The organism is uncultured Cellulomonas sp. (assembly GCF_947494015.1).
Classification (GTDB): domain Bacteria; phylum Actinomycetota; class Actinomycetes; order Actinomycetales; family Cellulomonadaceae; genus Pengzhenrongella.
The window spans coordinates 167,820-193,382 of the sequence record NZ_CANLTL010000002.1; the positions used below are offsets into that span (position 1 = coordinate 167,820).

18 protein-coding genes and 1 tRNA gene are annotated in these 25,563 nt (G+C 70.7%); 3 read left to right on the forward strand and 16 right to left on the reverse strand.

Features of this window, described 5'->3' with window-relative positions:
* The 9 genes from Q0840_RS02620 to Q0840_RS02660 all read right to left on the reverse strand — a co-directional run bounded on the left by Q0840_RS02620 (position 1) and on the right by Q0840_RS02660 (position 13,011).
* Complete coding sequence (locus Q0840_RS02620; RefSeq protein WP_298455924.1) at positions 1–1,566, reverse strand: sugar ABC transporter ATP-binding protein; 1,566 nt, start codon at positions 1,564–1,566, stop codon at positions 1–3.
* Positions 1,567–1,604: 38 nt separating this feature from the next.
* Entirely contained in the window at positions 1,605–2,798 is a 1,194-nt protein-coding gene (locus Q0840_RS02625; RefSeq protein ID WP_298455926.1) for a substrate-binding domain-containing protein, read from the reverse strand.
* A 72-nt stretch (positions 2,799–2,870) separates the two neighbouring features.
* Positions 2,871–3,701, reverse strand: a complete 831-nt coding sequence (locus Q0840_RS02630; RefSeq protein ID WP_298455929.1) for a sugar phosphate isomerase/epimerase — start codon at positions 3,699–3,701, stop codon at positions 2,871–2,873.
* Positions 3,702–4,287: 586 nt separating this feature from the next.
* Positions 4,288–5,292 carry a LacI family DNA-binding transcriptional regulator gene (locus Q0840_RS02635; protein ID WP_298455932.1) on the reverse strand — a complete coding sequence of 335 codons (1,005 nt, stop codon included), beginning with the start codon at positions 5,290–5,292 and terminating at the stop codon, positions 4,288–4,290.
* A gap of 473 nt (positions 5,293–5,765) precedes the next feature.
* Complete coding sequence (locus tag Q0840_RS02640) at positions 5,766–8,087, reverse strand: hypothetical protein (RefSeq protein ID WP_298455935.1); 2,322 nt, start codon at positions 8,085–8,087, stop codon at positions 5,766–5,768.
* A 133-nt stretch (positions 8,088–8,220) separates the two neighbouring features.
* On the reverse strand, positions 8,221–9,834 hold the full coding sequence (locus tag Q0840_RS02645) for a glycoside hydrolase family 43 protein (protein WP_298455937.1): 1,614 nt from the start codon (positions 9,832–9,834) through the stop codon (positions 8,221–8,223).
* Positions 9,831–10,667: a carbohydrate ABC transporter permease gene (locus Q0840_RS02650; protein WP_298455940.1), complete on the reverse strand. Its 837-nt coding sequence runs from the start codon at positions 10,665–10,667 to the stop codon at positions 9,831–9,833. The genes Q0840_RS02645 and Q0840_RS02650 overlap by 4 nt, the downstream gene beginning before the upstream one ends.
* Positions 10,667–11,632 carry a carbohydrate ABC transporter permease gene (locus Q0840_RS02655; RefSeq protein WP_298455943.1) on the reverse strand — a complete coding sequence of 322 codons (966 nt, stop codon included), beginning with the start codon at positions 11,630–11,632 and terminating at the stop codon, positions 10,667–10,669. The genes Q0840_RS02650 and Q0840_RS02655 overlap by 1 nt, the downstream gene beginning before the upstream one ends.
* A gap of 71 nt (positions 11,633–11,703) precedes the next feature.
* Positions 11,704–13,011, reverse strand: coding sequence for an ABC transporter substrate-binding protein (locus Q0840_RS02660; RefSeq protein WP_298455947.1), 1,308 nt, complete (start codon positions 13,009–13,011; stop codon positions 11,704–11,706).
* 202 nt (positions 13,012–13,213) lie between these two features.
* On the opposite strand from Q0840_RS02660, the gene Q0840_RS02665 reads away from it, so the two are divergent.
* Complete coding sequence (locus tag Q0840_RS02665) at positions 13,214–14,233, forward strand: LacI family DNA-binding transcriptional regulator (RefSeq protein ID WP_298455952.1); 1,020 nt, start codon at positions 13,214–13,216, stop codon at positions 14,231–14,233.
* Positions 14,234–14,371: 138 nt separating this feature from the next.
* On the opposite strand, the gene Q0840_RS02670 is transcribed toward Q0840_RS02665, so the two are convergent.
* Positions 14,372–16,708 carry a hypothetical protein gene (locus tag Q0840_RS02670; protein ID WP_298455956.1) on the reverse strand — a complete coding sequence of 779 codons (2,337 nt, stop codon included), beginning with the start codon at positions 16,706–16,708 and terminating at the stop codon, positions 14,372–14,374.
* A gap of 238 nt (positions 16,709–16,946) precedes the next feature.
* Here Q0840_RS02670 and Q0840_RS02675 point away from each other — a divergent pair, with 238 nt between their 5' ends.
* Positions 16,947–17,987, forward strand: coding sequence for a LacI family DNA-binding transcriptional regulator (locus Q0840_RS02675; RefSeq protein ID WP_298455958.1), 1,041 nt, complete (start codon positions 16,947–16,949; stop codon positions 17,985–17,987).
* A gap of 171 nt (positions 17,988–18,158) precedes the next feature.
* Here Q0840_RS02675 and Q0840_RS19030 read toward each other — a convergent pair whose 3' ends face one another.
* The gene (locus Q0840_RS19030) at positions 18,159–18,512 is read right to left on the reverse strand and encodes a DUF6308 family protein (RefSeq protein WP_367183064.1); all 354 of its coding nucleotides are present in this window, start codon (positions 18,510–18,512) and stop codon (positions 18,159–18,161) included.
* Positions 18,513–18,797: 285 nt separating this feature from the next.
* Positions 18,798–19,076 (reverse strand): hypothetical protein, encoded by a 279-nt coding sequence (locus Q0840_RS02680; RefSeq protein ID WP_298455961.1) that lies wholly within the window; start codon positions 19,074–19,076, stop codon positions 18,798–18,800.
* A 306-nt stretch (positions 19,077–19,382) separates the two neighbouring features.
* Here Q0840_RS02680 and Q0840_RS02685 point away from each other — a divergent pair, with 306 nt between their 5' ends.
* Positions 19,383–19,982 (forward strand): putative glycolipid-binding domain-containing protein, encoded by a 600-nt coding sequence (locus Q0840_RS02685; RefSeq protein WP_298455964.1) that lies wholly within the window; start codon positions 19,383–19,385, stop codon positions 19,980–19,982.
* A 201-nt stretch (positions 19,983–20,183) separates the two neighbouring features.
* Here the strand turns inward: Q0840_RS02685 and Q0840_RS02690 are convergent, their stop codons facing one another.
* The 4 genes from Q0840_RS02690 to Q0840_RS02705 all read right to left on the reverse strand — a co-directional run bounded on the left by Q0840_RS02690 (position 20,184) and on the right by Q0840_RS02705 (position 25,561).
* Positions 20,184–21,395 (reverse strand): RNA polymerase sigma factor, encoded by a 1,212-nt coding sequence (locus Q0840_RS02690; protein ID WP_298455967.1) that lies wholly within the window; start codon positions 21,393–21,395, stop codon positions 20,184–20,186.
* Between the two features lie 79 nt (positions 21,396–21,474).
* Positions 21,475–21,822, reverse strand: a complete 348-nt coding sequence (locus tag Q0840_RS02695) for a YciI family protein (RefSeq protein ID WP_298455970.1) — start codon at positions 21,820–21,822, stop codon at positions 21,475–21,477.
* A gap of 496 nt (positions 21,823–22,318) precedes the next feature.
* A tRNA-Met gene (locus Q0840_RS02700) sits at positions 22,319–22,392 on the reverse strand.
* 130 nt (positions 22,393–22,522) lie between these two features.
* The gene (locus Q0840_RS02705) at positions 22,523–25,561 is read right to left on the reverse strand and encodes a UPF0182 family protein (protein ID WP_298455972.1); all 3,039 of its coding nucleotides are present in this window, start codon (positions 25,559–25,561) and stop codon (positions 22,523–22,525) included.
* Between the last annotated feature and the right edge of the window lie 2 nt (positions 25,562–25,563).

Sequence of the window (25,563 nt, forward strand, 5' to 3'; positions counted from 1 at the left end):
TCAGGCTCCTTGGACGGAGAGTTGGAGGGACTGCTCGTCGGGGATGTCGGCCCGCGCCAGGACGCGGTGGACTTTGCCGTCGCGCAGCACCACGACGCGGTCGCTGACAGCGAGCAGCTCGGAGTACTCGGAGGAGATGACGAGGACCGCCATGCCCTCGTCGGCGAGGGCGCGGATGGTCTCGAGGATTTCGGTCTTGGTGCCGATGTCCACCCCTGCCGTCGGCTCGTCCATGAGCAGGACGGCCGGGTCGGTGCCCAACCACTTGGCGATGACCACCTTCTGCTGATTGCCGCCGGACAGGCGGCGCACGGCCCGGGAGTCGTCCGCCACCTTGATCCGGAAGCGCTGGATCAGCTCGCGGGCCGCCGTCCGGGCGGCTCGGTCGTCGACGAGCGGCCCCCTGCGGAACCGGCCCAGCAGTGGCAGCAGGAGGTTGTCCCGGACCGAGTGGTCCAGGACGAGGCCCTGGGCGCGCCGGTCCTCGGGGATCATCGCGATCCCGGCGGCGATGGACGTGCGCGGGTTGGCGAGCTTCACCGCGCGGCCACGGATGAGCACCTCGCCGGACGTGATCGGGTCGATCCCGAACAGCGCCCGGGCGAGCTCGGTGCGTCCGCTTCCCATCAGCCCGGCCACACCGACGATCTCGCCGCGCCCGATGGAGAAGGAGATGTCCTGGACCCGCGGGCCGGCGGTCACGCCGCGCAGCTCGATGACCGGGACAGCGGCGGCGCCGGTGGAGTCGGCGGACCCGGAGTGGGCCGCGCGGAGCCGGTACTCCAGCTCGCCGTCCATCTGCTGCCCGACGATGCCCTCCACCACCTGTGCCGGGGTGAGGTCGCTCAGCGCCTCGGTGAGCAGGCAGCGGCCGTCGCGCAGGATGGTGATGCGGTCGGCGATCCGGAACACCTCGTCCATCCGGTGCGAGATGTAGATGACCGAGATGCCCCGGGCCTTCAGCCGGCCCACCAGGTCGAACAGGGTGTCCGCCTCGTGCTTGGCGAGGCTGGCGGTCGGCTCGTCCATGATGAGGATCCGGGCATCCTGGGCGAGCGCCTTGGCGATCTCGGTGAGCTGCCAGTACGCCGTGCCGAGCTGTCCGAGGGTGGCCTCCGGGTCGACGTCGACCTCCATCCGGGCGAAGACCTCCCGGGACCGGGCCACCGCCTCCCTGTCCCGGATGAGCCCGGACGCCAGCGGCTCGACGCCGAGGAAGATGTTCTGCGCCACCGTGAGGGTCGGCACCAGGCTGAACTCCTGGAACACCATCCCGATGCCGACCGCGCGGGCGTCGTGCGTGCTGCTGAGAGCCACCGCGCGTCCGTCGACCTCGATCGCACCGGAGTCCTTGCTGTAGACCCCCTGCAGGATCTTCATCAACGTGGACTTCCCGGCGCCGTTGCCCCCGGCGAGCGCGTGGACCTCTCCGGGCCGCACCTCGAAGTCGACGTCCTTGAGCACCGGGACCCCGTCGAAGCTCTTGTGGATGGCACGCATCCGCACAGCGGGCACGTCGACCGTCGCGTGGCCGACGTCGCTGTGGCTCTCGTTGACGTGACTCATGTCGCTCCCTCTGCGCTCTGGACCGTGTCGTCCGGGCGTCAGTCGACGTAGGAGTCGGTGAGGTCCGCGGGCGGCTCCTCGCCGTACACCGTCTGCCACGCGTCGAGGACGTTCTCGTGCGTCACCCCGAGAGAGGGCAGCGCCACGTAGGCGGGGGTGGGCTCGCCGAGGAGCGAGAGGGCAGCCAGCCGGGCCTCGGTGACCCCCTGCTGGTAGGGCCGCTGCGCGCCGAGCCCGACGACGGTCTGGTCCCGGGCGAGGCCGATCGCCACGTTGAGCCCGAGGTCCTGGGTCGCGACCTTGAGGTCGGTGCGCCCGGCGGAGCGGGCGGCGGCCAGCACACCTTCGGCGGGCACGTCCCAGACCGCCCAGAGGCCGTCGAGGTCGGGGTTCTGGCTCAGCATGGCGTTGGCCGCGGTCTGCGCGTCGCCGGCGAAGTCGGGGCCGGCGATGCCCTGCTCCGCGACGATCTCGATGTCGGGGTAGTCCTCCTCGATCGTCTGCGTGAAGCCGTCGAAGCGCTGCTGAGTCACGAAGAAGTCGGCCTCGTGGTAGATCGCGCCGATGGTCCCCTCGCCCCCGAGCGCACGGGCCAGCAGGTGCGCGGAGATGACGCCGTTGCCGAAGTTGTCCGCCGATACCGCCGACACGTAGTCCTCGCCGGCCACGAAGCCGTCGGGGACGTTGTCCATGAAGACGAGCTTCACGCCCGCCTCGGCGGCCGCGCGGTACGCGCCGGCGGTCGCCACCGGGTCGGTGGGCAGCGAGACGATGACGTCGGGCTGCTGCGTCAGCGCGTTCTCGATGTCCGACACCTGCTGAGCCGGGTCGAAGTCGGCGTCGGTGACGGAGGTGACCTCGATGCCGAGGCGGCCGAACTCGTCCCGCAGACCCTTGATCTGCGACGTCGACCAGTCGTCGCCGGCGTAGTGCATGACGATCGCGGCGCTCGCGCCGAGCGCCTTGACCTGCTCGACCTGCTCGTCGGTCAGCTCGGCCGCCTCGGCCGACTCGGGCTCCTCCCCGTTCGGGCCGGTGCTGAGCACCTGCGCCTCGACCTCGGCGAGAGCGGCGTCGACCTGCTCGAGGAAGCCTTCGTCCACCTCACCCGCGGGCTGCGACGCGCCGCCGTCGGCGGGGGTGCAGGCGGTGAGGACGAAGCAGAGCGCGGCGGGGAGGGCGAGGTAACGGACGGCGAGGTCGCGGCGTCCGGACCGGGTGATTCCGGGCATGGCTGTGCCTTTCGATGGGTGTGGCTGAGGGTGGGGCGGGGAGAAGGCAGGGAGTGCGGCGGTGGAGGACCGTCAGGCCGGCAGGCGGCTCAGCAGCTCCGTGAGATGGGCGTGGCTGACGGCCGCGGCGTCCCGGGGGGCACCGTCGGTGGAGTCGAGCTCGACGACGAGCCAGCTGTCGTACCCGGTCTCCACGACGGCGCGCACGACGTCGTCGAGGTCGAGGTCGCCCTGGCCGAGCGGCAGGAACGTCCCCGTGGCCAGGTCGATGTCCTTGAGGTGCACGTGCGCGAGCCGCTCGGGGTAGCGGCGGATGAGCGTCGCCGGGTCCCCGCCACCGGCTGCGAGATGCGCCGTGTCGGGGCAGAAGCCGATCCGGGTGACAGCCATCAGCCGCTCGAGCTCCGCCGGTGACTCCACGATCGTGGACAGGTGCGGGTGGTAGCTCGCCTCCAGCCCGTGCTCCGCGGCGAGGTCGCACACCCGGTCGAGCGCTGCGCCCAGCCGGTCGTAGTCCTCGTCGGGAGTTCCCTCGGCCCGGCGGGCTCCCCCGCCGACCACCAGGCGTGAGGCGCCGAACTGACGTGCCAGCTCGCAGGCGCGGCGGAGACGAGCCATCTCGTCGGGCAGGGCGTCGGCGTACACGAAGTTGGCACCCGAGTAGACGCTGACCAGCTCGACGCCCGCCGAGGCGAGCGCGTCGAGGAACGGCTGCGGGTCGTCGGCGATCGCGGCGAGGTTGCCGTCGAACACCTCGGTCCCCTCGTACCCGGCGGCGCCGATCTCCCGGACGGCGTCGACGATCGAGCCGTTCGAGAGGTAGTAGAGGTCCTTGACGCTGGTCACCCCGGCGGGATGGCCCACGACTCCGCCCCAGGTGATGGTGTGGTGAGCGATGCGCATCGTCGCGCCCTTCTGACTGGTGTGGTGCACCACGGCCCGGCCGTGGTCTGGACAGCTGTCGGTGCCGCTGCGCCCGCAGGACGGCGTTCCTCGATGGGGCGGTGCGGCTGCAGCCCGCACCGCGAGACCGCACCGCGTGAAGGCGGCGCCGCCGGATCGGTGCTCCGGTGCTGCGCGCCGCTCCGGTGTCTCAGCCGGGGGTGACGGACCGCGTCAGGGTCGAGCACGTCCCCCGCGGCCTCGTCGTCCGAGACGGCTCGACGTCGCGTGGGCTCGCTCCCCCGCGTCGACCGACTCACGAGGTACCCAGGGGCTCGTCCTGGACGACATCGACGATCTCCCTCGATCGGTGCGGTGGTGGTGGTGCAACTGCCTGGGACGTCGCCCGTCGGCACGTCCGCGCCGCTCTGCCTCGATCCCGGGCAACGCCGACGTCACGAGTGTGAACGTTCGCCCTCGGTCCAGTCAAGCCCGATGGCGAACGTTCGCCCAACCGATGGGCGATCGCAGCGCGTCCAGGAGCCGTTCTCGTCCTGCCTCCGAGACTGCGTCGCCCACTGCGTCGCCCACCGGGGCGTCCCGGCGGTCAGGGACGAGCGGTCGACCGACGGACGATCAGCTGCGGGGTGGCGGGCGTCGTGTCCGGCTCCCGGCCCTCGATCAGGCCGAGGAGGATCTCCATGCATCGTGCACCGACGGTGGCGAACGACTGCCGGACCGTGGTCAGCGGCGGGTGCACCTCGGACGCGAACTCGTTGTCGTCGAACCCCACGACGGAGATGTCCCGCGGGACGGATGCGCCGGCTTCGTACAGGGCACGCATGAAGCCGAGCGCCATGAGATCCGAGGCGATGAAGATCGACCTCGGCAGTCCCTCCGCGGACATCCGCTGCCCGATCCGGTACGCGCTCTCCCCCGTCCAGTCCCCGAACTGCACCGTCGCGGCCGGCAGGCCGTGGGCGCCCAGCTCCGCCTGCCAGCCGCGAAGCCGCACCTGGCCGTCGAGCCACTCCTGGCTGCCGGCCAGGTGGGCGATGTCGCGGTGCCCGAGGTGCACGAGGTGACGGACCGCCAGCCGCGCGCCGAGCTCCTGGTCCTCGTAGAACACCGTGATCCCCGGCTGACTCGCTTCCCCGGGCGCCAGCATCACCACCGGGATCCCGGCGGAGGTCCTCTCAGCGACGTGGGCCATCGACACGCGAGGTGCGATGACGACGATGCCTTCCACGTCCCGCTCGTTGAAGTCGCGGAAGGTGTCCGCGAGCAGCTCCCCGCTCGGGTTGCTCATCGTCGCGACCAGCGCGGTGTACCCCGCGTTCCGGGCCGCGGACTCGACCGCGGCCAGCGTGCTCACCGGGCCGAAGCGGGGTGAGGCGTCGGCGATGACCCCGATGGTCCGCGACCGCTTCGTCACGAGCGCACGGGCGGCCTCGTTGCGCCGGTAGCCCAGCTCCGCGATCGCGGCGAGCACGCGATCCCGGGTCGCGATCGAGACCCGCGGCCCGTCGTTGATGACGCGCGAGACCGTCTGGTAGGAGACCCCTGCCTCCCGGGCGACGTCCTTCAACGAGGGCGGCCTGGCCCTGGACATCACCATGCTCCTCCGAGGTTCGGTTCGCGTGCGGCCGTGGAGGCGCTCGTGGCCCGGTCCCCCAGCGCAGCGCCGACACGCGCCACGGGGATCGGGCCGGCGGTTCCATCCGTAGCGTAGAGGTCGGTCGAGAGGTGTCGACCCGAGGTGCCGAGCGAGCCGCCGTGGGCCCAGCCGGATCCACCGTGTCGCCGCACCACGGCAGCGCCTGGGCCCGGCACGCGTCGGGCCGACGGGAGCGGCACCGACACCGCGGCCGGCGCCGTGCCCACCCGTCGACCACACGACCAAAGGCCCTGCCGCTCTCGTGAGCGACAGGGCCTCTGCCTGCTACGTCGTCGTCGTCGGGGCAGGCCCCCATTTGTGAACCCCGCGGTCATGAGCGGCACCTCATCGGCGTGCGGCAGGGCTCGTCCGACGACGGGCCCACGGCCATCCTCGCTCGCTGGGACCGGCGGGCGAAGGGCGACGTGTCATTGTGCTTCGGCGCTCGAGAGTGCCGGCGTGGCCAGCAGCCGGATCTGCGAGAAGTCCACGGTGGCGAACATGTCGCGGATCGAGTCCAGGCCGTAGCAGGCGGCTGCGGCGACGAAGCCGTTGCACGTGTCGTTGTCGTCGCCCTTGACCTTGCCGACGGCACCGGAGAACTTCGTCGCCTCCGGGGCGCTGAGCCAGTAGGACGTCATGAAGCCCTCGCACTGGATACCCGGTGCTGCGTAGCCGAACATGCGGCCGGGGAGCGAGACGCCTTGCTGCATGCCGTGGAGCACCACTTCGGCCACATCGACGAATTCCGGGACACGGGCCGCACGTGCGACCTCGAGCAGGTCACCCACGAACTCCAGGAACACGTCCTCGACATAGGAGCCGCCGGGGATCGCGTCGCACACCGCCCACCCCGTCGTCCGGAAGTCCGCGTCTGCCAGCAGCGTCCCCTCCGGGAACGGCACGTCCCAGCAGAACAGCCAGGAGCTGGCGACCTTGGCGGCGCGCACAGCGCCGTCGAGATGGCGAGGGTCCCCGCCCAGCCGGTACGCGGTGATCAACGAGCGCATCGCGAACAGCACGCCCGTCGAGTCGACCTTGACCGACTTGATCTGAGCGGTGTCGTTCAGCCCGCCGCAGTAGCGCACGCCCTGGACGAACGTCCGCAGGATGTGGTCGGCGGCGCGCAGGGCAGCCGAGGCGTACTCGGCCCGACCCGTCAGCCGGTGCAGGTCTGCCAGCACCGGGACGGGGAAGATCGCACCGGAGCCCTGCTCGAGGTCGCTCTTGCCGAACCACTCCGTCGGCTCGGTGAGCGGGCTGCCGTCCGGCGAGTACGCCCGGTACCAGGATCCGTCGTCCCGCTGGGTCGCCAGCAGGAAGCTTCCGAAGCGCTCTCCCGCCCGCAACCACTCGGGCTGGTCGACACCGTGGCGCTTCTCCTCCTCGTAGCCGAGCAGCACGGCGTGCACCGCCTCGCACATGGTGCGCGTGTAGTTCCCCGGCACGCCGCGCAGGCGCGCCGCGACGGGAGCGAGGGCGTCCGTGATCTGGGATCCGAGGTAGTCCCGCAGGGTCTCCTCGTCCTGCGCGTACTGGAACGGCATGAGGATGCCGGTGAACCAGTCCACGAACTGGCCTCGCTGGGTGTCGTACAGGCCGTCGCAGAACCCGTTGTCGTGCTGGCACGACCGCACGAAGAAGTCGTTGACCCGCCGCGCGCGGTCCGTCCACAGGCGCACGCCGTCGCGGTGCCCCCGCCGCAGACCGGCGAGCGCGAGGAGCGACTGCGCGCCCGTGAAGCCGAACTCGAGAAGGGAACCGAGCGTCCGCCCGTCCCGTGGCGAGAAGTGCGTCAGGTATCCGGCCGGCTCGCGGGGGTCGTCCGCCGCGGACCATTCCCGGTAGTACTGCTGGGTCAGCGAGAAGCGATGTGCCTCGATCTCCTCGAGCGGCAGGGGCAGGGGGCTCGGAGCCGTGCCGAGCCGGACCCACTGGCGCCGCGACACGGACCAGATGGCTTCGGTCAGGTCGGGCGCGTCCACCACGCTGAGCTCGTACGTGACCGAGCTCCTGAGCCCCGTCTCGTTCGGCAGGTACCCCGCCCAACCCCGCCCCGAGGTGTCCAGGCAGTAGGAGCGCTCTTCCCGGAACGGATAGCCGGCTCGCAGCACCAGCGGGCCGTCCTGCGCCGCGACGACACCGAGCGAGCCGATGTCGGTGTCAGCGATCACGGCCCCGGTGACCAGCTGCTCGGGGGTCACCGCGGAGTCGTGCCGGGGCGCCTCGACGCGCGCCAGGCACAGGCCGTACTGGGCGCTGGGCAGGAAGGCGAGTGCCGCGAGGTGCCCGTTGCGGTCGTCGCGGAACTCGTGGACGTCGGTCCCCAGGTAGTCCTCGCGGCCGTCGAGATCGGTGTCGTTGAGGTTGTACAGGTTGCCGGAGATGAACAGCTGCCACTGCTCGCTCGGACCGACTGCCGGGCCCTCCACCGCGAAGTCCCAGCGCACTCCCGCGGCTGTCGCAGCCCGGCGGACGACGACATCCCTGCGGACGACGACGCGGCCCTCGTCGCCGACGGCGTGCCAGCGGTCGCTGATCTCGATCTCGCTGCCGTCGTCGGTGACGACGGTCGCTCCCGCGACCAGCGCGTCACCGTCGTGGCTCAGCGTCTGGTAGGCGCTGGCCACACCGGCGCCGTCCGTCGTCTCCACCTGCACCGGTGCAACCGCCCGAACCAGCGTCTGCTCGCCGGCACGCACAACCACGACATTCCCGCCGTCTGCGACGGAGACCTCTACGTGCACCATCTTCTCCTTCTCGAAATTTGGGGTCGACCGGCGAGCGACCTCGCGGCGACAGCCGGACGCCGGACCGCCTGCGCGGTGCGGCACCGTTTCCCGCAGGGCTGTCGCACGGTGCACGCGCCTCGCGCTGCTCGCGTTAGGGGGACGTCAGGACCGCCCGGTCCGGTTCGATCACGCGCTCGTCGTCGTCCCTGGGGACGCTCCCGCCGGACGACAGCGGCGTGTAGTCGAACCAGTCGAACCATCCCCGGCCGCCACCGGCTCCCGCCGCATACATGCCGACCATCACGCCGGTGAAGCCACCGGCGACCTCGGCGCTGAGGAACTTGGCGTCCACGGGCGGGGCCGCGACCTCATGGCCGGCGTCGTCGACCATGCTGAAGACGTACGAGTCCACACTGCCGCGCACGGTCACGTCGACCTCGGCGAGGCCGTGCGTGGTCCCGAGCGTCCGGACCAGGTCGAGGCGACCCAGGCGGATCCGCAGGACGATCTCGTTGACCGCACCAGCGCGGCGCAGCCCGAGGGCGTAGTGGTGGTCTCCGTTCATGCGCACGGCGATCCCCGCCTCGTCTCCCTCGGCAGCCGCCTCGAGACGGAGCCGGGCACCGGCGGTGAACGCGTGGTGCTGCTGACGACGTCCGACGAAGGTGGGCGACGGGCCGTCCAGTCGGGACTCCGTCGGCAGGGCGAGCAGACCGCGCCGCGCGTGCAGGACGGCCGGCTCGAGCGGGCGCCGGACGAACTGCCAGCACGGTGCGAGCCGGTCCGCGCCGAAGTCGTCGCGCACGGGCGGCGGCTCGGCGCCCGTCGCCGGCAACCCGGGGCGCTGCTGCACCGCGGCCACCTCGCCGCGCTCCCCCACCCGGGGCCATCCGTCGTCGGTCCAGCGCACGCGGGCCAGGAACGTCTCTCGTCCCAGCAGGTGACGCGGCCACTGGCCGACCGGCCGGACTCCTAGGCAGACCATCCACCACTCGTCATCCGCCAGCTCGACGAAGTCGGCGTGGCCCATCGCCTGGAACGCGCTGGTCATCCCGGCATGGCTCACGACGGGACCGTAAGGCGACGCCGAGAACGGTCCCCAGGGCGAGGTGGACCGACCCACTCCCACCCGGTGCCCGTACTCCGTGCCGCCCTCGGCGGTCAGCAGGTAGTAGTAGCCGCCGCGTCGGAACAGGTGGGGACCCTCGGGATAGCGCGCACCGGTCCCGCCCCAGATGAAGCGCGGTGCCACGAGGACCTCTCCCGTGGCCGGGTCGACGACCGACTGCTGGATCCCGCGCTCGAAGTCCGGCTCCGCCAGGTGCGGACCGCTGGGGTCCGGTTCCACGTTCGAGGTGAAGTAGACCTCGTCGTCGGCGAAGTAGAGGGAGGGGTCGATGCCGTTCTGGTCCACCCATACGGGGTCCGACCACGGACCAGCGGGGTCCGTCGCCTGGACGATGAAGTGCCCGCGGCCCGAGACGTTGGTCGAGGTGACGTAGAACGTCCCGTCGTGGTGACGGATCGTGGGGGCGAAGATGCCACCCGAGTCCGGGGCGCCGCTCAGGTCGACCTGGCTGACTCGCGTGAGCACGTGCCCGATCTGCGTCCACGACACCAGGTCGGTGCTGGTGAAGATCGGGATCCCGGGGAAGTACTCGAACGAGCTGGTCACCAGGTAGAAGGTGTCTCCCACGCGACAGATGCTGGGGTCCGGGTGGAAGCCCGGGATCACCGGGTTCGCGAAGGTGTCCGCGGAAGTCATCCCTTGACCGCCCCTGCCATCAGGCCCTGCACCAGGTAGCGCTGGAGGAAGACGAAGAGCACCAGCACGGGCAGCACCGTGACGACGCCCGAAGCCAGCAGGGGCCCCCACTGGACGGTGAGGTTCCCCATGAATCCGGCCACGCCGATCGGCAGCGTCTTGCCGTCCTCGGAGTTCACGAGCACCAGCGGGAACAGGTACTCGTTCCAGGAGAAGATGAAGGCGAACACGGCGATCGCGATAATGCCCGGCCGGGCGACGGGAACCATGATGCTCCACAGCACCCGGAGGTGGGACGCCCCGTCCATGCGCCCCGCCTCGAACAGCTCCTTGGGGATCTCCTTGAAGAAGCTGCGCAGCATCCAGACGCAGAAGGGAACGGTCAGCACCAGCTCGACCAGCACGATCCCGACGATGCTGTCCACCAGCCCGAGCTGGCTCAGGATCCGGTAGGCAGGGACGACGATCACGACGCCCGGGAACATGTACGTGAACAGGATGAGCTGACCGGCGGCCTGTCCCAGCCGGGTCCCGAAGAAGGCGAGGCTGTAGGCGCCCATGACGGCCACGACGACCGTGGCCACCGTGACCACCACGGCCACCACCACGCTGTTGCGCATCCACGTCAGCACGGCGGTCTGCGCGAAGAGCTCGGCGTAGTTGTCGAGGGTGTAGTCCGACGGCACGAGCGCGCCGCCGAAGAGCTGGCTGGGGTCGGTGATCGAGGAGATGAACAGCCAGTAGAACGGGAAGGCCGAGTAGATCGTCGCTGCGAGGATGGCGACCCACAGGGCCGCTCGCGCACCGGTTCGCGTCTTGCGCTGGGACACCATCAGTGCTTCGCCTCCCTGCGCCGCATGTAGGCGAAGTAGATGCCGGCGATGACCGCGATGGTGATGAGGGTGAGGGTCGCCCAGGCGCCCGACTCACCCACCTGCAGACCGTTGAAGGCGACGTCGTAGGTCTTGACGGGAAGGATCATGGTCTGGTCTCCGGGTCCACCGCGGGTGCCGAGGTAGATCAGGTCGAAGTTGTTGAAGTTGAACATCGTGAAGATGAGCGCGACCGTCAGGAGGATCCCGCGCAGGTGCGGCAGGGTGACGGTGGCGAAGGTGCGGAGGCGACCGGCCCCGTCCACCGACGCGGCCTCGACGAGCTCCCCCGGGACGCTCTGCAGCCCGGCCAGGAGGATGATCATCGTGAACGGCACCCCGCGCCAGACGTTGACCCCGATGACGGTGGCCAGCGCCAGGGACTGGTCGGAGAACCACGCGAGGTCGCCCCACTCCGGGCGCACGGCACCCAGAAGGTTGTTGATGATCCCGTAGAGGTCGTTGAGCATCCACTTCCAGATGAGCGCCACCACGACCACCGGGGTGATCCACGGGAGCAGGAAGATCGCCCGCAGCCCGCCCCGTCCCCGGAAGCGTTGGTTGAGCAGCATCGCGAAGGCGAGCCCGATGGCGATCTGGAAGAACACCGAGACGCCCGTCCACAGCAGCGTGCGGCTCCAGGTCGGCCAGAAGGCGTCGCCGGTCAGCACATCGCTGTAGTTCTCGAAGCCGACGAAGGAGCTGGTGGGGCTGATGAAGCTGCGGTCGGTGAAGCTGTCGGCCACGACCGTCACCAGCGGGACGGCCATGAGCAGCACGATGACCGCCGCCGCAGGTGCCAGGAGGGCGAGGCTGACGAGCAGCTCGCGGCGCTGACGCGACCGACGTGGCGCGGGGCTGGAGGGACGCGAGGGGGTCAGTCCGCGGGTCGGCGGACTCGACTGGACGATCGAACTGCCGGACATGGCTGCCTCCACGAGCAGGACTGGGGGCGACCGGAAGCGCTCTGCGCGCTTCCGTCGGTGGACGGGGTGCGTCACTCGTCGATCGAGTCGCGCATCTGGTCGGCGACCTTCGTCGCCGCGGCCTGCGGGTCCTCGCCACCCTCGATGACCGCCGTGGCCGCCTGGGCGACGAGGTTCAGTCCCTCCCACTCACCGGCGTGCGGGTTGGGGAGGCCGAAGACCCAGGCGTTGGGCAGGGTCTGACGCACGGCGTCCAGGAGCTCTTCCATGCCGGCCACGTGCTCGTCGTTCAGGTACGTCTCGCTGGTCTTAACCTCGGCCAGCACCGGGAGGTAGGACGACGGGTTGGCGAGCACGAGCTCCTCGTAGTGAGCCGGGTCCAGCAGGTAGGCGAGGAAGTCCTTCGCCTCGTCCGGGTGCTCGCTCTGGTTGAACGCCATGAGCGTCGAGTTCCCCATGAACGCCCCGGCGCCGCCGTTGGTGGGGACCGGCACCGCCCCGAACTGGGCGGCCACGTCGGGGCCGGCCGCCTCCAGGGCGCCCTGCATCCAGCTGCCGTAGACGAACATGCCGAGCTTCCCGGTGGTCATCGCGGCCTGGGCTTCGGGACGGTCGTAGCCGCCGGACCCGGGCGGCGAGTACCGGGCGAGCGACGAGTAGAAGTCGAGGGCCTCCACGGCCTCCGGGCTGTCGAACGTGACGGTGGTCGGGTCATCCCGGTCCACGAGGTCACCGCCGGCGGACAGGATCATGCTGTACAGGCTCTGGGTGGTGACCATGCTCGTCGACGAGGGGACGAGGATGCCGTACTGGTCGCCGTGGGTCATCGCCGCCGCGGCGGCCTCGAGCTCGTCCCACGTCGTCGGCGGCTGCAGGCCGGCGTCGGCGAGCATCTCCTTGCTGTACCAGAGGACGACGGAGTTGTTGACGAACGGCAACGTGAAGTAGTCGCCGTCGGAGGTCTTGCTCATCTCCACCAACGTCGAGGCCGTGTCCGCCCACGCCGACTCGCCGCCGATGTCGGCTACGACGTCGTCGAGCGGCTCGAGGACGCCCTGGGCCTGGAACGACGTGGCGAACCCCGCGGACCCGATGGTGACGTCCGGGGCGTTGCCTGCGGACAGGGCGGTCTGCCACTTGGTGTAGATGTCGGCCCACGGGACGTTCACGAGGTTGACCGTGACGCCAGGGTTCTCGGCCTCGTAGTCGGCGATGGTGTCCTCGAGCACCGAGACGACGGCCGGGTCCGTCTCCGGGTTCCAGAACTCGAGCTCGACGGACCCGCCCTCGGCGGCGTCCGAGCCACCGCACGCCGTGAGCCCGAGGGCCATCGACAGGGCCATCGAGGAGACGAGGTACTTCCTGACGTTGCGCGACATGGTGGTCACCCTTCCGCGCGAGCTGCTCTGCTCGCATCGAGTCGAAAAACCTTCGGCCTTTCTTTCGGCCGTCACGGACGCTACACCGCCGCAACTTGGCCTGGCAACCATCGGGCGCACGTTCACATCGCTTGCCGCACGCGCCCCCGTCCGACTACGCTTCGAAAACTATTCGGACGGCAGATCACGCGGAGGAGCCACCATGGGGAGAACCCTTCCGACTCAGACGGAGGTCGCGGCCCGCGCCGGGGTCTCCGCCGCGACGGTGTCCAAGGTGCTCAACGGCCACAAGGACGTGGCCGCCGCGACCCGGGCGCGCGTCTACCAGGCGATCGAGTCGATGGGCTACCGCAGCCCGTCGGCGCGTGCCCATGCGGCGCAGCTCCCTCAGGTGCTGGCGTTCGCCGATGGGATCGCGACCGCATACACCGCCACGCTGCTCGACGGCGTGATCTCTGCCGGGCAGTCGCTGGGCGTCGACATCGTCGTGCGTTTCGGTGCCCGACCTGCGGCAGGCGACCCGGCGACGAGTCGCACCCTGCCCCTCGGATGCATCGGGATCGTCGCGATCACCTACGGGATGCGCAGTGTGGACGGCCTGGAGGCCCCGGCGAACCTCCCCGTCGTGGTCATCGACCCGTCGACGACGCAGCCGGAGCACTGGATGACCATCGCCAGCACGAACTGGGCCGGCGCCAAGGCCGCCACCGAGCACCTGATCGATCTCGGGCACCGCCGCATCGGCTGGCTCGGAGGGCCGACCGAGTCCGTGGCGTCGTCGGACCGGCTGCACGGCTACCGGGCCGCGCTGCAGTCCGCCGGTCTCCCGCTGGACGAGGAGATCGAGGTCAACGGGGACTTCAGCGTCGACTTCGGCCGGACGGCCGCCAGGTCGCTGCTCTCGCGGGAGCCGCGCCCCTCGGCGCTCGTGGCGGCCAACGACGAGATCGCCATCGGTGCCATCGAGGCGGCCCGGTCCATGGGCCTGGGGATCCCCGACGACGTCTCGGTCGTCGGCTACGACGGCATCCCGCAGGCGTCGTGGAGCACGCCCCGCCTCACGACGGTCCAGCAACCACTGACCGACATGGGACGCATGGCTGTCCGGATGATCGTGGACAGCGCGCGCGGAGTCCCCCCGGAATCTCGCAACATCCAGCTCGTCACCCGGCTCCTGCAGCAGGAGTCCACCTCGGCGCCGAGGGTCACCGCCGGCGCGTGAGATCCCGTGAGCGCCCCGCGAACAGGGGTGCAGGGACAGGCGCGCCGTGTCGTCGGACCCCGAGCGCCCAGGGAGGGCGGAGCCCAGCAGATCGCCGGACTCCGCCTTCCCCCGTCGCGCGTGGAGACGCGCCGTGGTTCAGGCGCCTGCGCTCGTCACCCCCATGAGTCGGCGGATCTCTGAGAACTCGATGGTGCCGAACGTGTCGCGGAGGACGTCCAAGCCGTAGAGCGCCTGCGCGTTGACGAGCCCGTTGCAGGTGTCGTTGTCGTCACCCTTCTTCTTGTTCACCGCTCCGGAGAACGCGGTCTCCTCCGGAGCGCTCAGCCAGTACGCGGTCATGTAGCCCTCGCACTGGATGCCCGGGGCCGCGTAGCCCAGCATGTTGCCCGGGATCGACAGCCCGTGCTGCATGCCGGCCAGCACGATCTCGACGATGTCCACGAGCCTCGACTCTCCGGCAGCCTTCGCGACGTGGAGCATGTCGCCGACGAACTCGAGGAACTCGTCGTCGACGTATCCGCCGCCGGGGATGGCGTCGCAGACCGCCCATCCGGTGCTCCGGAAGCCACCGACGTCGAGGAGGGACCCCTCGGGGAACGGGACGTCCCAGAGGAAGAGCCACGAGCTCAGGACCTTGGCCGCCTTGAGCGCCGCGTCGAGGTGACGCTGGTCGCCGCCGAGCCTGTGGGCCATGATGAGCGACCGCATGGCGAACATGACACCGACCGAGTCGATCTTCACCGACTTGATGTGCGAGGTGTCGTTGAGACCCCCGCAGTAGAGGATCTCCGGCACGAACGTGTCGGTGATGTAGTCGGCCGCGCGGAGGGCTGCTTCCTTGTAGTCCTCCCTGCCGGTGATCCGGTGCAGCGTCGCGAGCACCTCGATCGGGAAGATCGTGCCGGATCGCTGCTCGACGGCGGACCTCCCGAACCACTCGACCGGGTGGGTGAGCCCCTCGCCCTCCGGCGAGTACCCGCGGAACCACGCGCCGTCGTCTCCCTGGACCTCCAGGAGGAAGGCCCCGAACCGGTCCCCCGCCGCCAGCCACGCGCTCTGCTCGACCCCGTGGCGGCGTTCCTCCTCGTACGCGAGCAGAAGGGGATAGATCGATTCGCACATGGTGCGCGTGTAGTTGCCCGGCACCGAGCGCAGGGCCCGGGCGATGGGGCCGAGGGCCCCGGTCATCTGGCTGCCCAGGTACGCGCGGGCCTCCGCGTCGTCGTCCGAGTACTGGAACGGCAGCAGGATGCCCGTGAACCACCGGACGAAGCTCTTGCTGTGCACGTCGTAGATGCCTTCGGAGAACCCGTTCTCGGCCTGCATCTCCCGCACGAAGAAGTCGAGGACCTTCCGCGCCCGATCGGTCCACAGCGGGGCGTCCTCGCGGTAGCCGCGCCGGATCGCGTTGAGGGCGTGGAGGGCCTGGGCGCCGGTGAAGCCGAACTCGATCAGCGAGCCCAGGGTCTCGCCCGTCCGTGGCGAGAAGTGGGTCATGTAGCCGGCCGGCTGCCTCGGGTCCTCTTCGGCGTCCCACTCCCGGTAGTACAGCTGGGTGAGGAGGAAGCGGTGGCGCTCCAGCTCCTCCATGGGCAGGGGCAGCTCGGCGGGGCGCGTGCCGAGACGCTGGATCTGCCGCTGCGTGACGCCCCAGATGGCCTCGGTCAGGTCGTCGGCGGAGAACACCCGGAGCTCGTAGTCGACGGCGGCGCTGCGGCCTTCTCGGACCGGCAGGAATCCGGCCCACCCGCGTCCGCTGGTCTCCAGGCTGAAGGTGACCTCCTCACCGAAGGGATATCCCGCCCGGAGCGCGAGGGCCTCGCCCTCGCGGGAGACGATGCCGAGGGAGCCGATGTCCGACTCGGTGATGACCACTCCGCTGACGAGCTCGGCCTCGGAGATGGCGGCGTCGAAAGTCGGAGCACTGGTGCGGGCGAGCGAGAAGGCCTGACGCTCGTGCGGGAGGTAGGCGAGGACCGCCAGATGCCCGTTGCGGTCGTCCCGGTACTCCTGGACGTAGCCGCCGAGGTAGTCCTCCTTGCCGTCGAGGTCGGTGTCGTTGCGGTTGTACAGGGCACCGGTCACGTAGAACTGCCAGTCGGTCTGCTGTGCGGCCACCGTGCTCTCGACGACGAGCTCGGCGCGGACACCGGCCGCGGAACCTGCCTGAGGGATGGACAGCGTCCGGTTCACCAGGACGCCGTCCCCTTCGGGCGAGGGCGACCAGCGATCCTGGACGATGACTCGCGTGCCGTCGGGGAGGACGGTGTCCAGCCGACCGAGGGTCGCCTCCTCGTCCTGGTCGAGCGAGTCGTAGGGGCAGGCGGTCACGACACCGTCAGCGGTGATGAGGCGCACGGGGGACGCGGCTGCGAGAACCGGGTCGCCTCCGGAGCTGAGGATCAGCCCCAGGCCTCCTCCCACGTCGAGGGGCGTCAGTGCCAGTCGGGATCCGGTCGTGAGGTCGGTCATTCTCTCTGTCTTCCTAGGAGGGGTGGCACGCGGACAGAACGGCACCGAGCCCGCCGGACGCTCCCAGCGGCCACCCGGCGAGGTGCCGCACGGGGACTTCTCTGGAGCCGTTGCCTTCCGCTCGGGCGGGCACGTCACCGTGCACCGCGGCGAGACGTCGACATGCGGATCGGCCGGCCGCCGTCGACGTGACCAGCGGCCTCGCGCAGAGAATCACTTAACCGGTTAAGGTGCAACCGTGATCCGACCGAAGACGCAGCAGCCGATCGTCAGGCGCCCTCGCATCAGCGACATCGCGCGTGAAGCGGGAGTGTCGACGGCCGCCGTGTCGTATGCCCTGAACAACCGGCCTGGAGTCTCCGCCCAGACCCGGGATCGCATCCTCGAGGCGGCCGCCCGCCTCGGCTGGTCGCCGCACGACGCAGCCCGGCGTCTGTCGTCGGCGCGCTCCGAGACGATCGGCATGGTGATCGGGCGTTCGGCCGAAGTGGTGGCGACGGAGCCGTTCTTCAGCTCCTTCACGGCAGGGGTGAGCGAGGTGCTCTCAGGGGAGGGCCATTCCCTGATCCTCCAGGTGGTTCCCGATGTCGACGCGGAGATGTCGACCCTCGAGAAGTGGTGGGCACGAAGGACTGTGGATGGCGTCCTTCTGCTGGACCCCCGTGTGGGCGACCAGCGGGTCCGCCTCGTCGAGGAGCTAGGAGTGCCGGCAGTGGTGGCGGGAGGTCCGGTGGAGAGCGCATCGGTCACGTCGGTCTGGACGGACGACGAGATGGGGATGCGTGAGGCCGTCGGGCACCTGGTCGCCCTGGGCCACCGGCACTTCGCGCGAATCAGTGAGTCGCCCGCGCTGCTCCACAGTCGCATCCGGACCGAGGCGATGGTCACGGCCCTTCGGGACGCCGGACTTCCGGAGCCGACAGTCCTCGAACTCGACGACACGCCGGACTCCGCGTCGACACTCACGCACCGTCTGCTCGATCAGGACGTGCGGCCGAGCATCCTCATCTGCGACAACGACCTCGTCGGGATCTCCGCCCTGACAGCACTGCGCGACCGAGGACTGGAGGTGCCGCAGGACATCTCGCTGATGGTGTGGGACGACTCGTTGCTCTGCCAGCGGATGACCCCGACCCTCTCCGCGATGCGGCGCGACGTTCTGGGCTACGGGGCTCAGGCCGCACGCGCCCTACTCGGCGCCGTCCAGGGAGCGGCGACGTCCGTGCAGCTGCACAGCGTCCCTGTCTTCATCGACCGCGAGAGCACTGGCCCCGCCTGACCGACGGCCGGTCCGCCAGGCGGCGAGAAGTACGCGATACGCGCGGTGAGAGCGTCGATGGAGTCTTCGGTGTCCGGAGACATTGCAGGCCGAGGTGGTGGCACGACGACGCCCGGGGCCGCGCAGGACTACCAGGCCGTCGCCAGATGCCGGACCCAAGGCCCGCGTCGCCTACCTAGCAGTGACCCACGCGTCCGGGTCGCGGGTGGTGGCACGCAACATTGCTGTTTTGATGCTGAGGTAGAGGTCCTGCATCGCCGAGAGTGTGTGGGCGTCGGCGACCTGGAGTTGAGTGTCGGGGATGGCCCGCAGCTTGTTGAGGATCTCGGTGCGGGTGGGGCCGTCGTGCAGCAGGCGCCTGGTGGCGTGTGGTCGGATGCGGACGCTGAGCAGGCTTGTGGCATGCAGGTCCGTTGCGGCGATGTCATCGCAGTAGACGGGTTCCAGTTGCGCGAAGGTGGAGCCGGCGTAGTCCCCGTCTACGTCGTAGAAGGCTCGCAGCCGATGGTGCGCGGGGCGGTTCAGGCCCGTCGAGCGCCAATGCGGTCAAGGCGCGACGGTGGGCGTGCTCCAGGAGCACCTGACTGGGCGTGTCCCCGCCGTCCGGAACCTGGAACCATGGCGTGGCGGCGCTCGTCATGCGGTGATCCTTACGTATGGGGCCGCCGGCATGGTCGCGTTCACCACGGTTGAGACGCTTGTCCGCTGCAACTCGCCCGGGCGTTGCTGATATTGCCGTGCGCGTTGTGCGACATCCTGGCCACGCTTCAGAGCGCCCCCGCCGAAACGCCCGCGGGGGCGCTCTGAGGGTCAGGCGTCGATCCGTGCGTCGAACTCTTCGGTGGAAAGGACTTCCACGGCGAGTACGGGAACCGGGGCTCCAGCGGACTGGGCCAGTGCCAGTCCGCGGCTGAACGCGTCGGTCAGGTCGCGCGCGGGGATGGTGATGTGAACCTGCACCCAGTGCCGATGCGCCGTGACGCTGGCGGCGGGGTGATGTCCGCTCAGGTTGTCGAGCAGCTGATCGACGAAGTTCTCGGCGTAGTGGGTGGCGTACTCCACGCGCAGGTTGTGGTCGATGAAGGTCATGCGGTTCTCCTCAACGGCGTGCTGCGCCGCCGCCGGACGGGGCGGCGCCAAGGGGGCGCCCCTCGGGTGTCATCCGAGGAGCTGGCCTTGCCTCCGCCGCGCGTTCCGCATCGTCGCAACCTATCGAGGCGCGAGCGTCGTCGTCGCCCGTGCACGCCACCCACGGCTATCCGAAGCAACGGTCAGCCGCCACGCAGTACCCCGGCCAGACCCCTGCGGGTGCCGGTCGCGCGCCGAGAAGCAGATGTGCGCCACGTCGTCGCTGCGCGGACCGGCGCGATCGAGAGGCTCGGCATACTTGGTCGGGTGACCGATCGCCTCCTCTCCTGGACCGGAGTCGATGACCCCGCGCGGGTCGACCACGCCAGCGTCCAGCTGGGCGACGACTGGATGCGCGCGATCGGCAGCTCACGCTCGAAGCGGTTCACTACCAGTTGGGAACTCGACGTCGCGGAGGGCTGGCAGACCCGGGCCCTGAAGGTCACGGCGCGCGGCTTCGGCTGGTCGCGCACGCTGGAGCTGAGCAGATCTGCACGTGGCCGGTGGTCCGCCGTCGCCGACCACCACGGCAGCATCGACCTGCCCGAGCCCGGGCTCGGCGAGCCCGACAGTCTCGACGGTGCGACCGATTGCGACCTGGGTCTCTGCCCAGTCACCAACACCATGCCGATTCGGCGACTCGGCGTGCTGGATCACGACGTCGATGACAAGCACCTGGTCATGGCCTGGGTCGAGGTGCCCTCGCTCCGGGTGCTCCGAAGTGACCAGGTCTACGCCTCGGCCCCCAGCGACGACGACGGGCGGAGGGTGCGGTACGCCAGCTACAGCGGCGACTTCAGCGCAGTCCTCTCCGTCGACGAGGACGGCCTGGTGGTCGACTACCCGGACCTGGCTCGGCGCTCCTAGCGAGCCGACTCGTCAGCGATAGCGCGCCGAAGAAGCGCCTCCTCACCGGATGATGGCCTGCGCGGGAGCGGCGCGCGTAGCCGCTGTGACGGTGAACGCCGCAGCGCCGCAGGCGTCCTGCCGAGGTGGACGAGCAGCGATCAGCGCCGTCGCCTGCGTCGAGGTGGGGTCGACATGTCGCTCGTGCCCGGCCTCGTGCCTCTAGAGCCCCTGGAGCCGGCGCTCGAGGAACGCCCGCTCCACCGCGTTCGTCGTGAGCAGCAGCGCCTCCTCATAAGCGAGGCGGGCGTCGGCGACCCGACCGAGGCGGCGTAGGAAGTCTGCGCGGGCGGCGGCCGCGTACGGGTAGGTGGCGAGTGTCGGCTCGTCCCGCAGCGCGTCGAGCTCGGCCAGTCCCGCGCGTGGGCCCCGGGCCAGCCCGACGGCCACCGCGCGATTCAGGGCGACCACGGGCGACGGCCATACCTGGACGAGGGCGTCGTACAGACCGACGATCTCCTGCCAGTCGGTGTCCTCCCAGGTGGGCGACTCGGCGTGCACGGCCGCGATCGCGGCCTGCAGCGCGTACCGGCCGGGCGGACGGTGGGCGAGGGCCTCACGGACGAGGGCGATGCCTTCCCCGATCGCCGTCGTGTCCCACCGGCTGCGGTCCTGCTCCTCGAGGAGCAGGAGCCGGCCGTCGCCAGTGCGGGTGGCGCGGCGCGAGTCCGTGAGCAGGACGAGCGCGAGGAGGCCCGCGACGTCGGGGTCGCCCGGCAGCAGGACTCGGAGCATCCGTGCGAGATCCAGTGCCCGCTCCACGAGGTCGGCGCGGACCAGGTCGGCTCCGGCGGGCGCGGTGTGCCCGGTGGTGAGGACGAGGTGGACGACGTCGAGGACGGCGGCGACTCGTTCGGGTCGCTCCTCCGGTGGCGGCACCCGGTACGGGATGCGTGCGGCGGCGATCTTCTTCTTCGCCCGCGTCAGCCGGGCCGCCATCGTCGGCTCGCTGACGAGGAAGGCCCGGGCCACCTCGCCCGTGGTCAGGCCGCAGACGAGCCTGAGGGTGAGCGCCACCTGCGCGTCCCGGTTCAGGCCGGGATGGCAGCAGGTGAACACCAGCCGCAGTCGGTCGTCCGGCAGCTCCTCCCGTGCGGCGACCACGTCGTCCAGCCCGGGGGCGTGCTCGGCCTCCACGAGGAGCGGGACGGCCCGCCGCCAGAGCTGCTCACGCCGGACCGCGTCCACGGCACGCCGTCGAGCGACCGTGGTCAGCCACGCCCCGGGGTTGCGCGGGATCCCGGTCCCGGGCCAGGCCGTGGGGGCCTGGGTGAAGGCGTCCTGCGCGCACTCCTCGGCCATGTCGAGGTCGCGCACCACGCGCACCGTCGCGGCGAGCACCAGGGCCCACTCGCGACGGTGCGCGTCGGCCACGGCAGCGGCCACCTGGGCCGCCCGCACGTCCACGGTCAGGCGGACCGGGGACGTGCGGCCGGACGACGGACCGTCGGGCTCACTCGAACTCCATGATGGGGCGGACCTCCACGCCGCCGTCGGGCGCCGGGACGTCCTTCGCGATCGCGATGGCGGCGTCGAGGTCTGCGGCCTCGACGACGTAGAAGCCGCCGAGCGTCTCCTTCGTCTCGACGAACGGGCCGTCGGTGACCAGCGGCTCGTCACCGGGCCGAGTCCGGATCGCTGTCGCGGTCGACGTCTCGCGCAGCGCCTCGCCGCCGCGGAGGGCGGCGCCGTGCTTCTCGCTGAAGGCGGTGTGGGCGCGCATCGACTCGTCGACCGCCGCCGCTCCCCCGGCCGCGTAGGCCTGCTCGTCGCCGTAGATGAGGATCAGGTACTTCGCCATGGTCGTTCCTTCCGGCTGGGGCGTCCTCTGTCGAGCGCCGTCACCTGGACGTCGGTCGAGGATGGCGCAGATCGACAGCCCGGCACAACGACTTCGGTGACGAGCGGCGTCGGCCATGAACGAAGCATCGTCGGCGGCGTGGACGTCGACGATGCTTCGCCGGGACCCCGCCCTCGGTAGCCCCGTCGGCACGGCTCCGCGACGGCGTCGACCCGCCCACCGGCGCGGCACAGGGACGGTCGTACGCCCACCGGGCCGCGGCCGGCCACGCCCGAACGCCCGGTCGCCAGCTGGTGGTCCGCTACGACCTGACCTCCACGGCGCCGAAGTCCGTCCCGGTGCGATGAGCCCACAGATGACCGCACCAGGGCGCAGGCGCACGCGACGCACCAGGCGGCGGTGGCCGAGGCGTCGGCCTTCTCGCGCTCCGTCGACCGCACGACAGAGGCCCTCTCGCTCTGCTGAGCGAAAGGGCCTCTGACCTGCACTTACTGTGTAGCGGGGGCAGGATTTGAACCTGCGACCTCTGGGTTATGAGCCCAGCGAGCTACCGAGCTGCTCCACCCCGCGTCGGTGATCACCACTCTACGTCACCGGGCCGGGCCCTGGGAAATCCAGGGCCCGGCCCGAGGACGTGAGCCCGCTCACGTCGGCGCCGGTCTTCCGGCTCCGGCCCGACCGGGCGAGCCGGCCGAGCCGGTCACCCGCCCAGCGCCGCCTCGGCCGCGATCGCGGCCTCGATGGCCTGCTGGAGCCGCTGCTGCGCCTCGCCGTACGCGGTGAAGTCCCCGGCAGCGAGCGCCGCCTGACCCTCGGCGTACGCCGCGTTCGCGTCGGCGAGCGCCTGGTCGAGCTGGGCACGGGCGTCACCGGCCGGCGGCTGCACCGGCTCGACGGGCTCCTCGTCACCACCGCTGTCGCCGGGGTCGAGCGCCGGCGGGACGTTCGGCTCGGGCTCCGGGCTGCCGCCCGGGTCGGCCGCCGGCGCGCCCTCGGGCTCCTCGGGGTCCGGCGCCGTGGGGCCGACGTCCACCGGGTCGACGTCGACGTCCGCACCCGAGTCGCCGCCGAACACCTGGTCCAGGGCCTCCCCGAGCGTGTCGGCGAAACCGACCGTGTCACCGAAGGCGACCAGCACCTTGCGCAGCAGCGGGTACTGCGTGCCGGTGGACGACTGGACGTAGACCGGCTGCACGTACAGCAGCCCGCCGCCGACCGGGAGGGTCAGCAGGTTCCCGTTGCGGACCGTCGAGTCGCCCTGCCGCAGCAGGTTCAGCTCGCGGGACACCGTGGGGTCGGAGTTGAACTGGTTCTGAACCTGGCCGGGCCCGGAGACCGTCGTGTTGCGCGGCAGCTCGAGCAGCCGCAGCTGCCCGTAGGACTCGGCCGGCTGCCCCTCCTGATCGCCTGCCTCGGCGTTGGCGGCCAGGAACCCGGTGAGCACCTCGCGCTCCCCACCGGCCGGGATGAAGGTCGACGTGAGCGAGAACGCCGGCTCCTCCTGCCCCGGCATCTGCAGAGTGAGGTAGTACGGCGGCTGCGCGACGGCGGCCTCCTGCGTCGGGTCGTTGGGCGAGGTCCAGAAGTCCTGCCCGGTGTAGAAGTCCAGGGCGTCCTCGACGTGGTACCGGGCCAGCAGGGTGCGCTGCACCTTGAACAGGTCCTCCGGGTACCGGATGTGGCTCATCAGGTCGCCGCTGATGTCCGCCACCGGGCGGATGGTGTTCGGGAAGATCTGCTGCCACGCCTGCAGCAGCGGGTCCTCGGCGTCCCACGCGTACAGGGTCACCTCGCCGGTGTACGCGTCGACCGTCGCCTTGACCGAGTTGCGGATGTAGTTCGCCTGCTGCGGGAGCAGCTCGGCGACCGCACCGCGCGCGGTGAGCGAGTCGATGGTGACGTCCTCGAGCTGGGCGAGGGTCGAGTACGGGTAGGAGTCGGTGGTCGTGTAGCCGTCCACCATCCACACCACGCGGTCGTCGACGACGGCGGGGTACACGCGCCCGTCGAGCGTGAGGTACGGCGCGACCTTCTCCACGCGCTGGCGCGGGTCGCGGTCGTAGAGGATCTCGGACTGCTCGGTGACGCGCTCGGAGAACAGCAGCTCCTGGTCGCCGAACTTCAGCGCGTAGAGCAGCTTGTTGAACACGTTCCCCACGCTCGGCCCGGCGTCGATCTCCTGCGTCGGGAAGGAGTTGTTGACCTGCCCGCCGGCCTCGTCGTCGGGGTAGTCCAGCTCCCAGGGGTTGGTCTCCCCCGGCGCGCCCACGATGGAGTACGTCGGGGAGTTCTGGCCGAAGTAGATCCGGGGCTCGTACCCGCTGAGCTCGCCGACCGGCGGGATGCCGCCCTCGTAGAACGCGGGCTGCCCCTCGTCGCTGGTGGTGTTGCCGTAGGCCGCGACCACGCCGAAGCCGTGGGTGTAGACGGTGTGGTCGTTGACCCAGGTGCGCTGCGCGTCCCCGAGCCCGCCGAGGTTCAGCTCGCGGACGGCGATCACGGTGTCGCGGCTCTCGCCGTCGATGTCGTACCGGTCCACCGAGAGCGTGTCCGGGAACCCGTAGTACTGCTTGTTCTGCTGCAGCTGACGGAAGGAGGGGCTGACGATCGTCGGGTCGAGCAGCCGGATGCTGGCCGCGGTCTCGGCGTCCTGGCGCAGCGCACCCGGCTCGGCGTCGGTCGTCGCGGAGTACGGGGTGACCTCGACGTCGTCCAGCCCGAACGCCGTCCGGGTCGCGTCGATGTTGCGCTGGATGAACTCCTCCTCGAGCTCCTGCGCGTTCGGCGTCACCCGGAACTGCTGGACGACCGCGGGGTAGATGCCGCCGATCGCCACCGCCGACACCACCATGAGGCCGACGCCGATCGCCGGCCAGCGCCAGTTGCCGCGCACCGCGTACAGCACGAACAGCAGCGCCACGAACACCGCGATCGCGGCGAGGATGGCCTTGGACGGGATGACGGCGTTGACGTCGGCGTACGACGCGCCCTGGAACCGCTGGTTGGAGCCGGGCTGCATCAGCAGCGAGTACCGGTCCAGCCAGTAGTTGGCGGCGATCAGCAGCAGGAGCAGCGCGGCGAGCACCGAGAGCTGGACGCGCGCGGCGCGCGTGGTGTGCGGGCCCGGGCCACCGATGCGCAGCCCGCCGTACAGGTAGTGCGTCGCGATCGCGCCGATGGTGCTGATGACGACGACCGCCATGAGGAACGACACCACGAACCGCAGGCCGGGCAGCGTGAACACGAAGAAGGACAGGTCCAGGCCGTACTGGGGGTCCTGGCGGCCGAACGGGACGCCGTTCATCCACAGCTGGACGGTCTCCCACTGCTGGGAGGCGGCGGCGCCCGCGAAGAACCCGAGCAGCGCCGGACCGGCCACCATGACCAGCTTGCGCAGCGGCTCGACGGCCTCGCGGTACTGGTCGAGGTTGGCCTGCTCGGGCGTCGTGGGGGCGTACACCGGGCGCGACCGGTACGCCACGTTCAGCGACGTGGCGACGGCCGCGGCCATCAGCACGAAGCCGGCCACGAACAGCAGCGCGCGGGTGAGCCACTCGATGCGCAGCACCTGCACGTAGCCCAGCACGTCGTACCAGAGGACCTCGGTCCAGATCTGCGCCAGGAACATCAGCAGCACGGCCAGGCCGGCCAGGACCAGCAGCGTGGGGACCAGCGGGCCGCGACGGCGGCGGGCGCTCGGTGGGCCGGCGGGCCGGCGGGGAGGTGCGGTGAAGCTCACGG

Excerpts from the sequence above, each read along its gene's own strand:
- Q0840_RS02670 (WP_298455956.1), bottom strand. The coding sequence starts at position 16,708 with ATGACCGACCTCACGACCGGATCCCGACTGGCACTGACGCCCCTCGAC.
- Q0840_RS02660 (WP_298455947.1), bottom strand. The coding sequence starts at position 13,011 with ATGTCGCGCAACGTCAGGAAGTACCTCGTCTCCTCGATGGCCCTGTCG.
- Q0840_RS02620 (WP_298455924.1), bottom strand. The coding sequence starts at position 1,566 with ATGAGTCACGTCAACGAGAGCCACAGCGACGTCGGCCACGCGACGGTC.
- Q0840_RS02655 (WP_298455943.1), bottom strand. The coding sequence starts at position 11,632 with ATGTCCGGCAGTTCGATCGTCCAGTCGAGTCCGCCGACCCGCGGACTG.
- Q0840_RS02665 (WP_298455952.1), top strand. The coding sequence starts at position 13,214 with ATGGGGAGAACCCTTCCGACTCAGACGGAGGTCGCGGCCCGCGCCGGG.
- Q0840_RS02695 (WP_298455970.1), bottom strand. The coding sequence starts at position 21,822 with ATGGCGAAGTACCTGATCCTCATCTACGGCGACGAGCAGGCCTACGCG.
- Q0840_RS02630 (WP_298455929.1), bottom strand. The coding sequence starts at position 3,701 with ATGCGCATCGCTCACCACACCATCACCTGGGGCGGAGTCGTGGGCCAT.
- Q0840_RS02640 (WP_298455935.1), bottom strand. The coding sequence starts at position 8,087 with ATGGTGCACGTAGAGGTCTCCGTCGCAGACGGCGGGAATGTCGTGGTT.
- Q0840_RS02680 (WP_298455961.1), bottom strand. The coding sequence starts at position 19,076 with ATGACCTTCATCGACCACAACCTGCGCGTGGAGTACGCCACCCACTAC.
- Q0840_RS02625 (WP_298455926.1), bottom strand. The coding sequence starts at position 2,798 with ATGCCCGGAATCACCCGGTCCGGACGCCGCGACCTCGCCGTCCGTTAC.
- Q0840_RS02650 (WP_298455940.1), bottom strand. The coding sequence starts at position 10,667 with ATGGTGTCCCAGCGCAAGACGCGAACCGGTGCGCGAGCGGCCCTGTGG.
- Q0840_RS02645 (WP_298455937.1), bottom strand. The coding sequence starts at position 9,834 with ATGACTTCCGCGGACACCTTCGCGAACCCGGTGATCCCGGGCTTCCAC.
- Q0840_RS02635 (WP_298455932.1), bottom strand. The coding sequence starts at position 5,292 with ATGTCCAGGGCCAGGCCGCCCTCGTTGAAGGACGTCGCCCGGGAGGCA.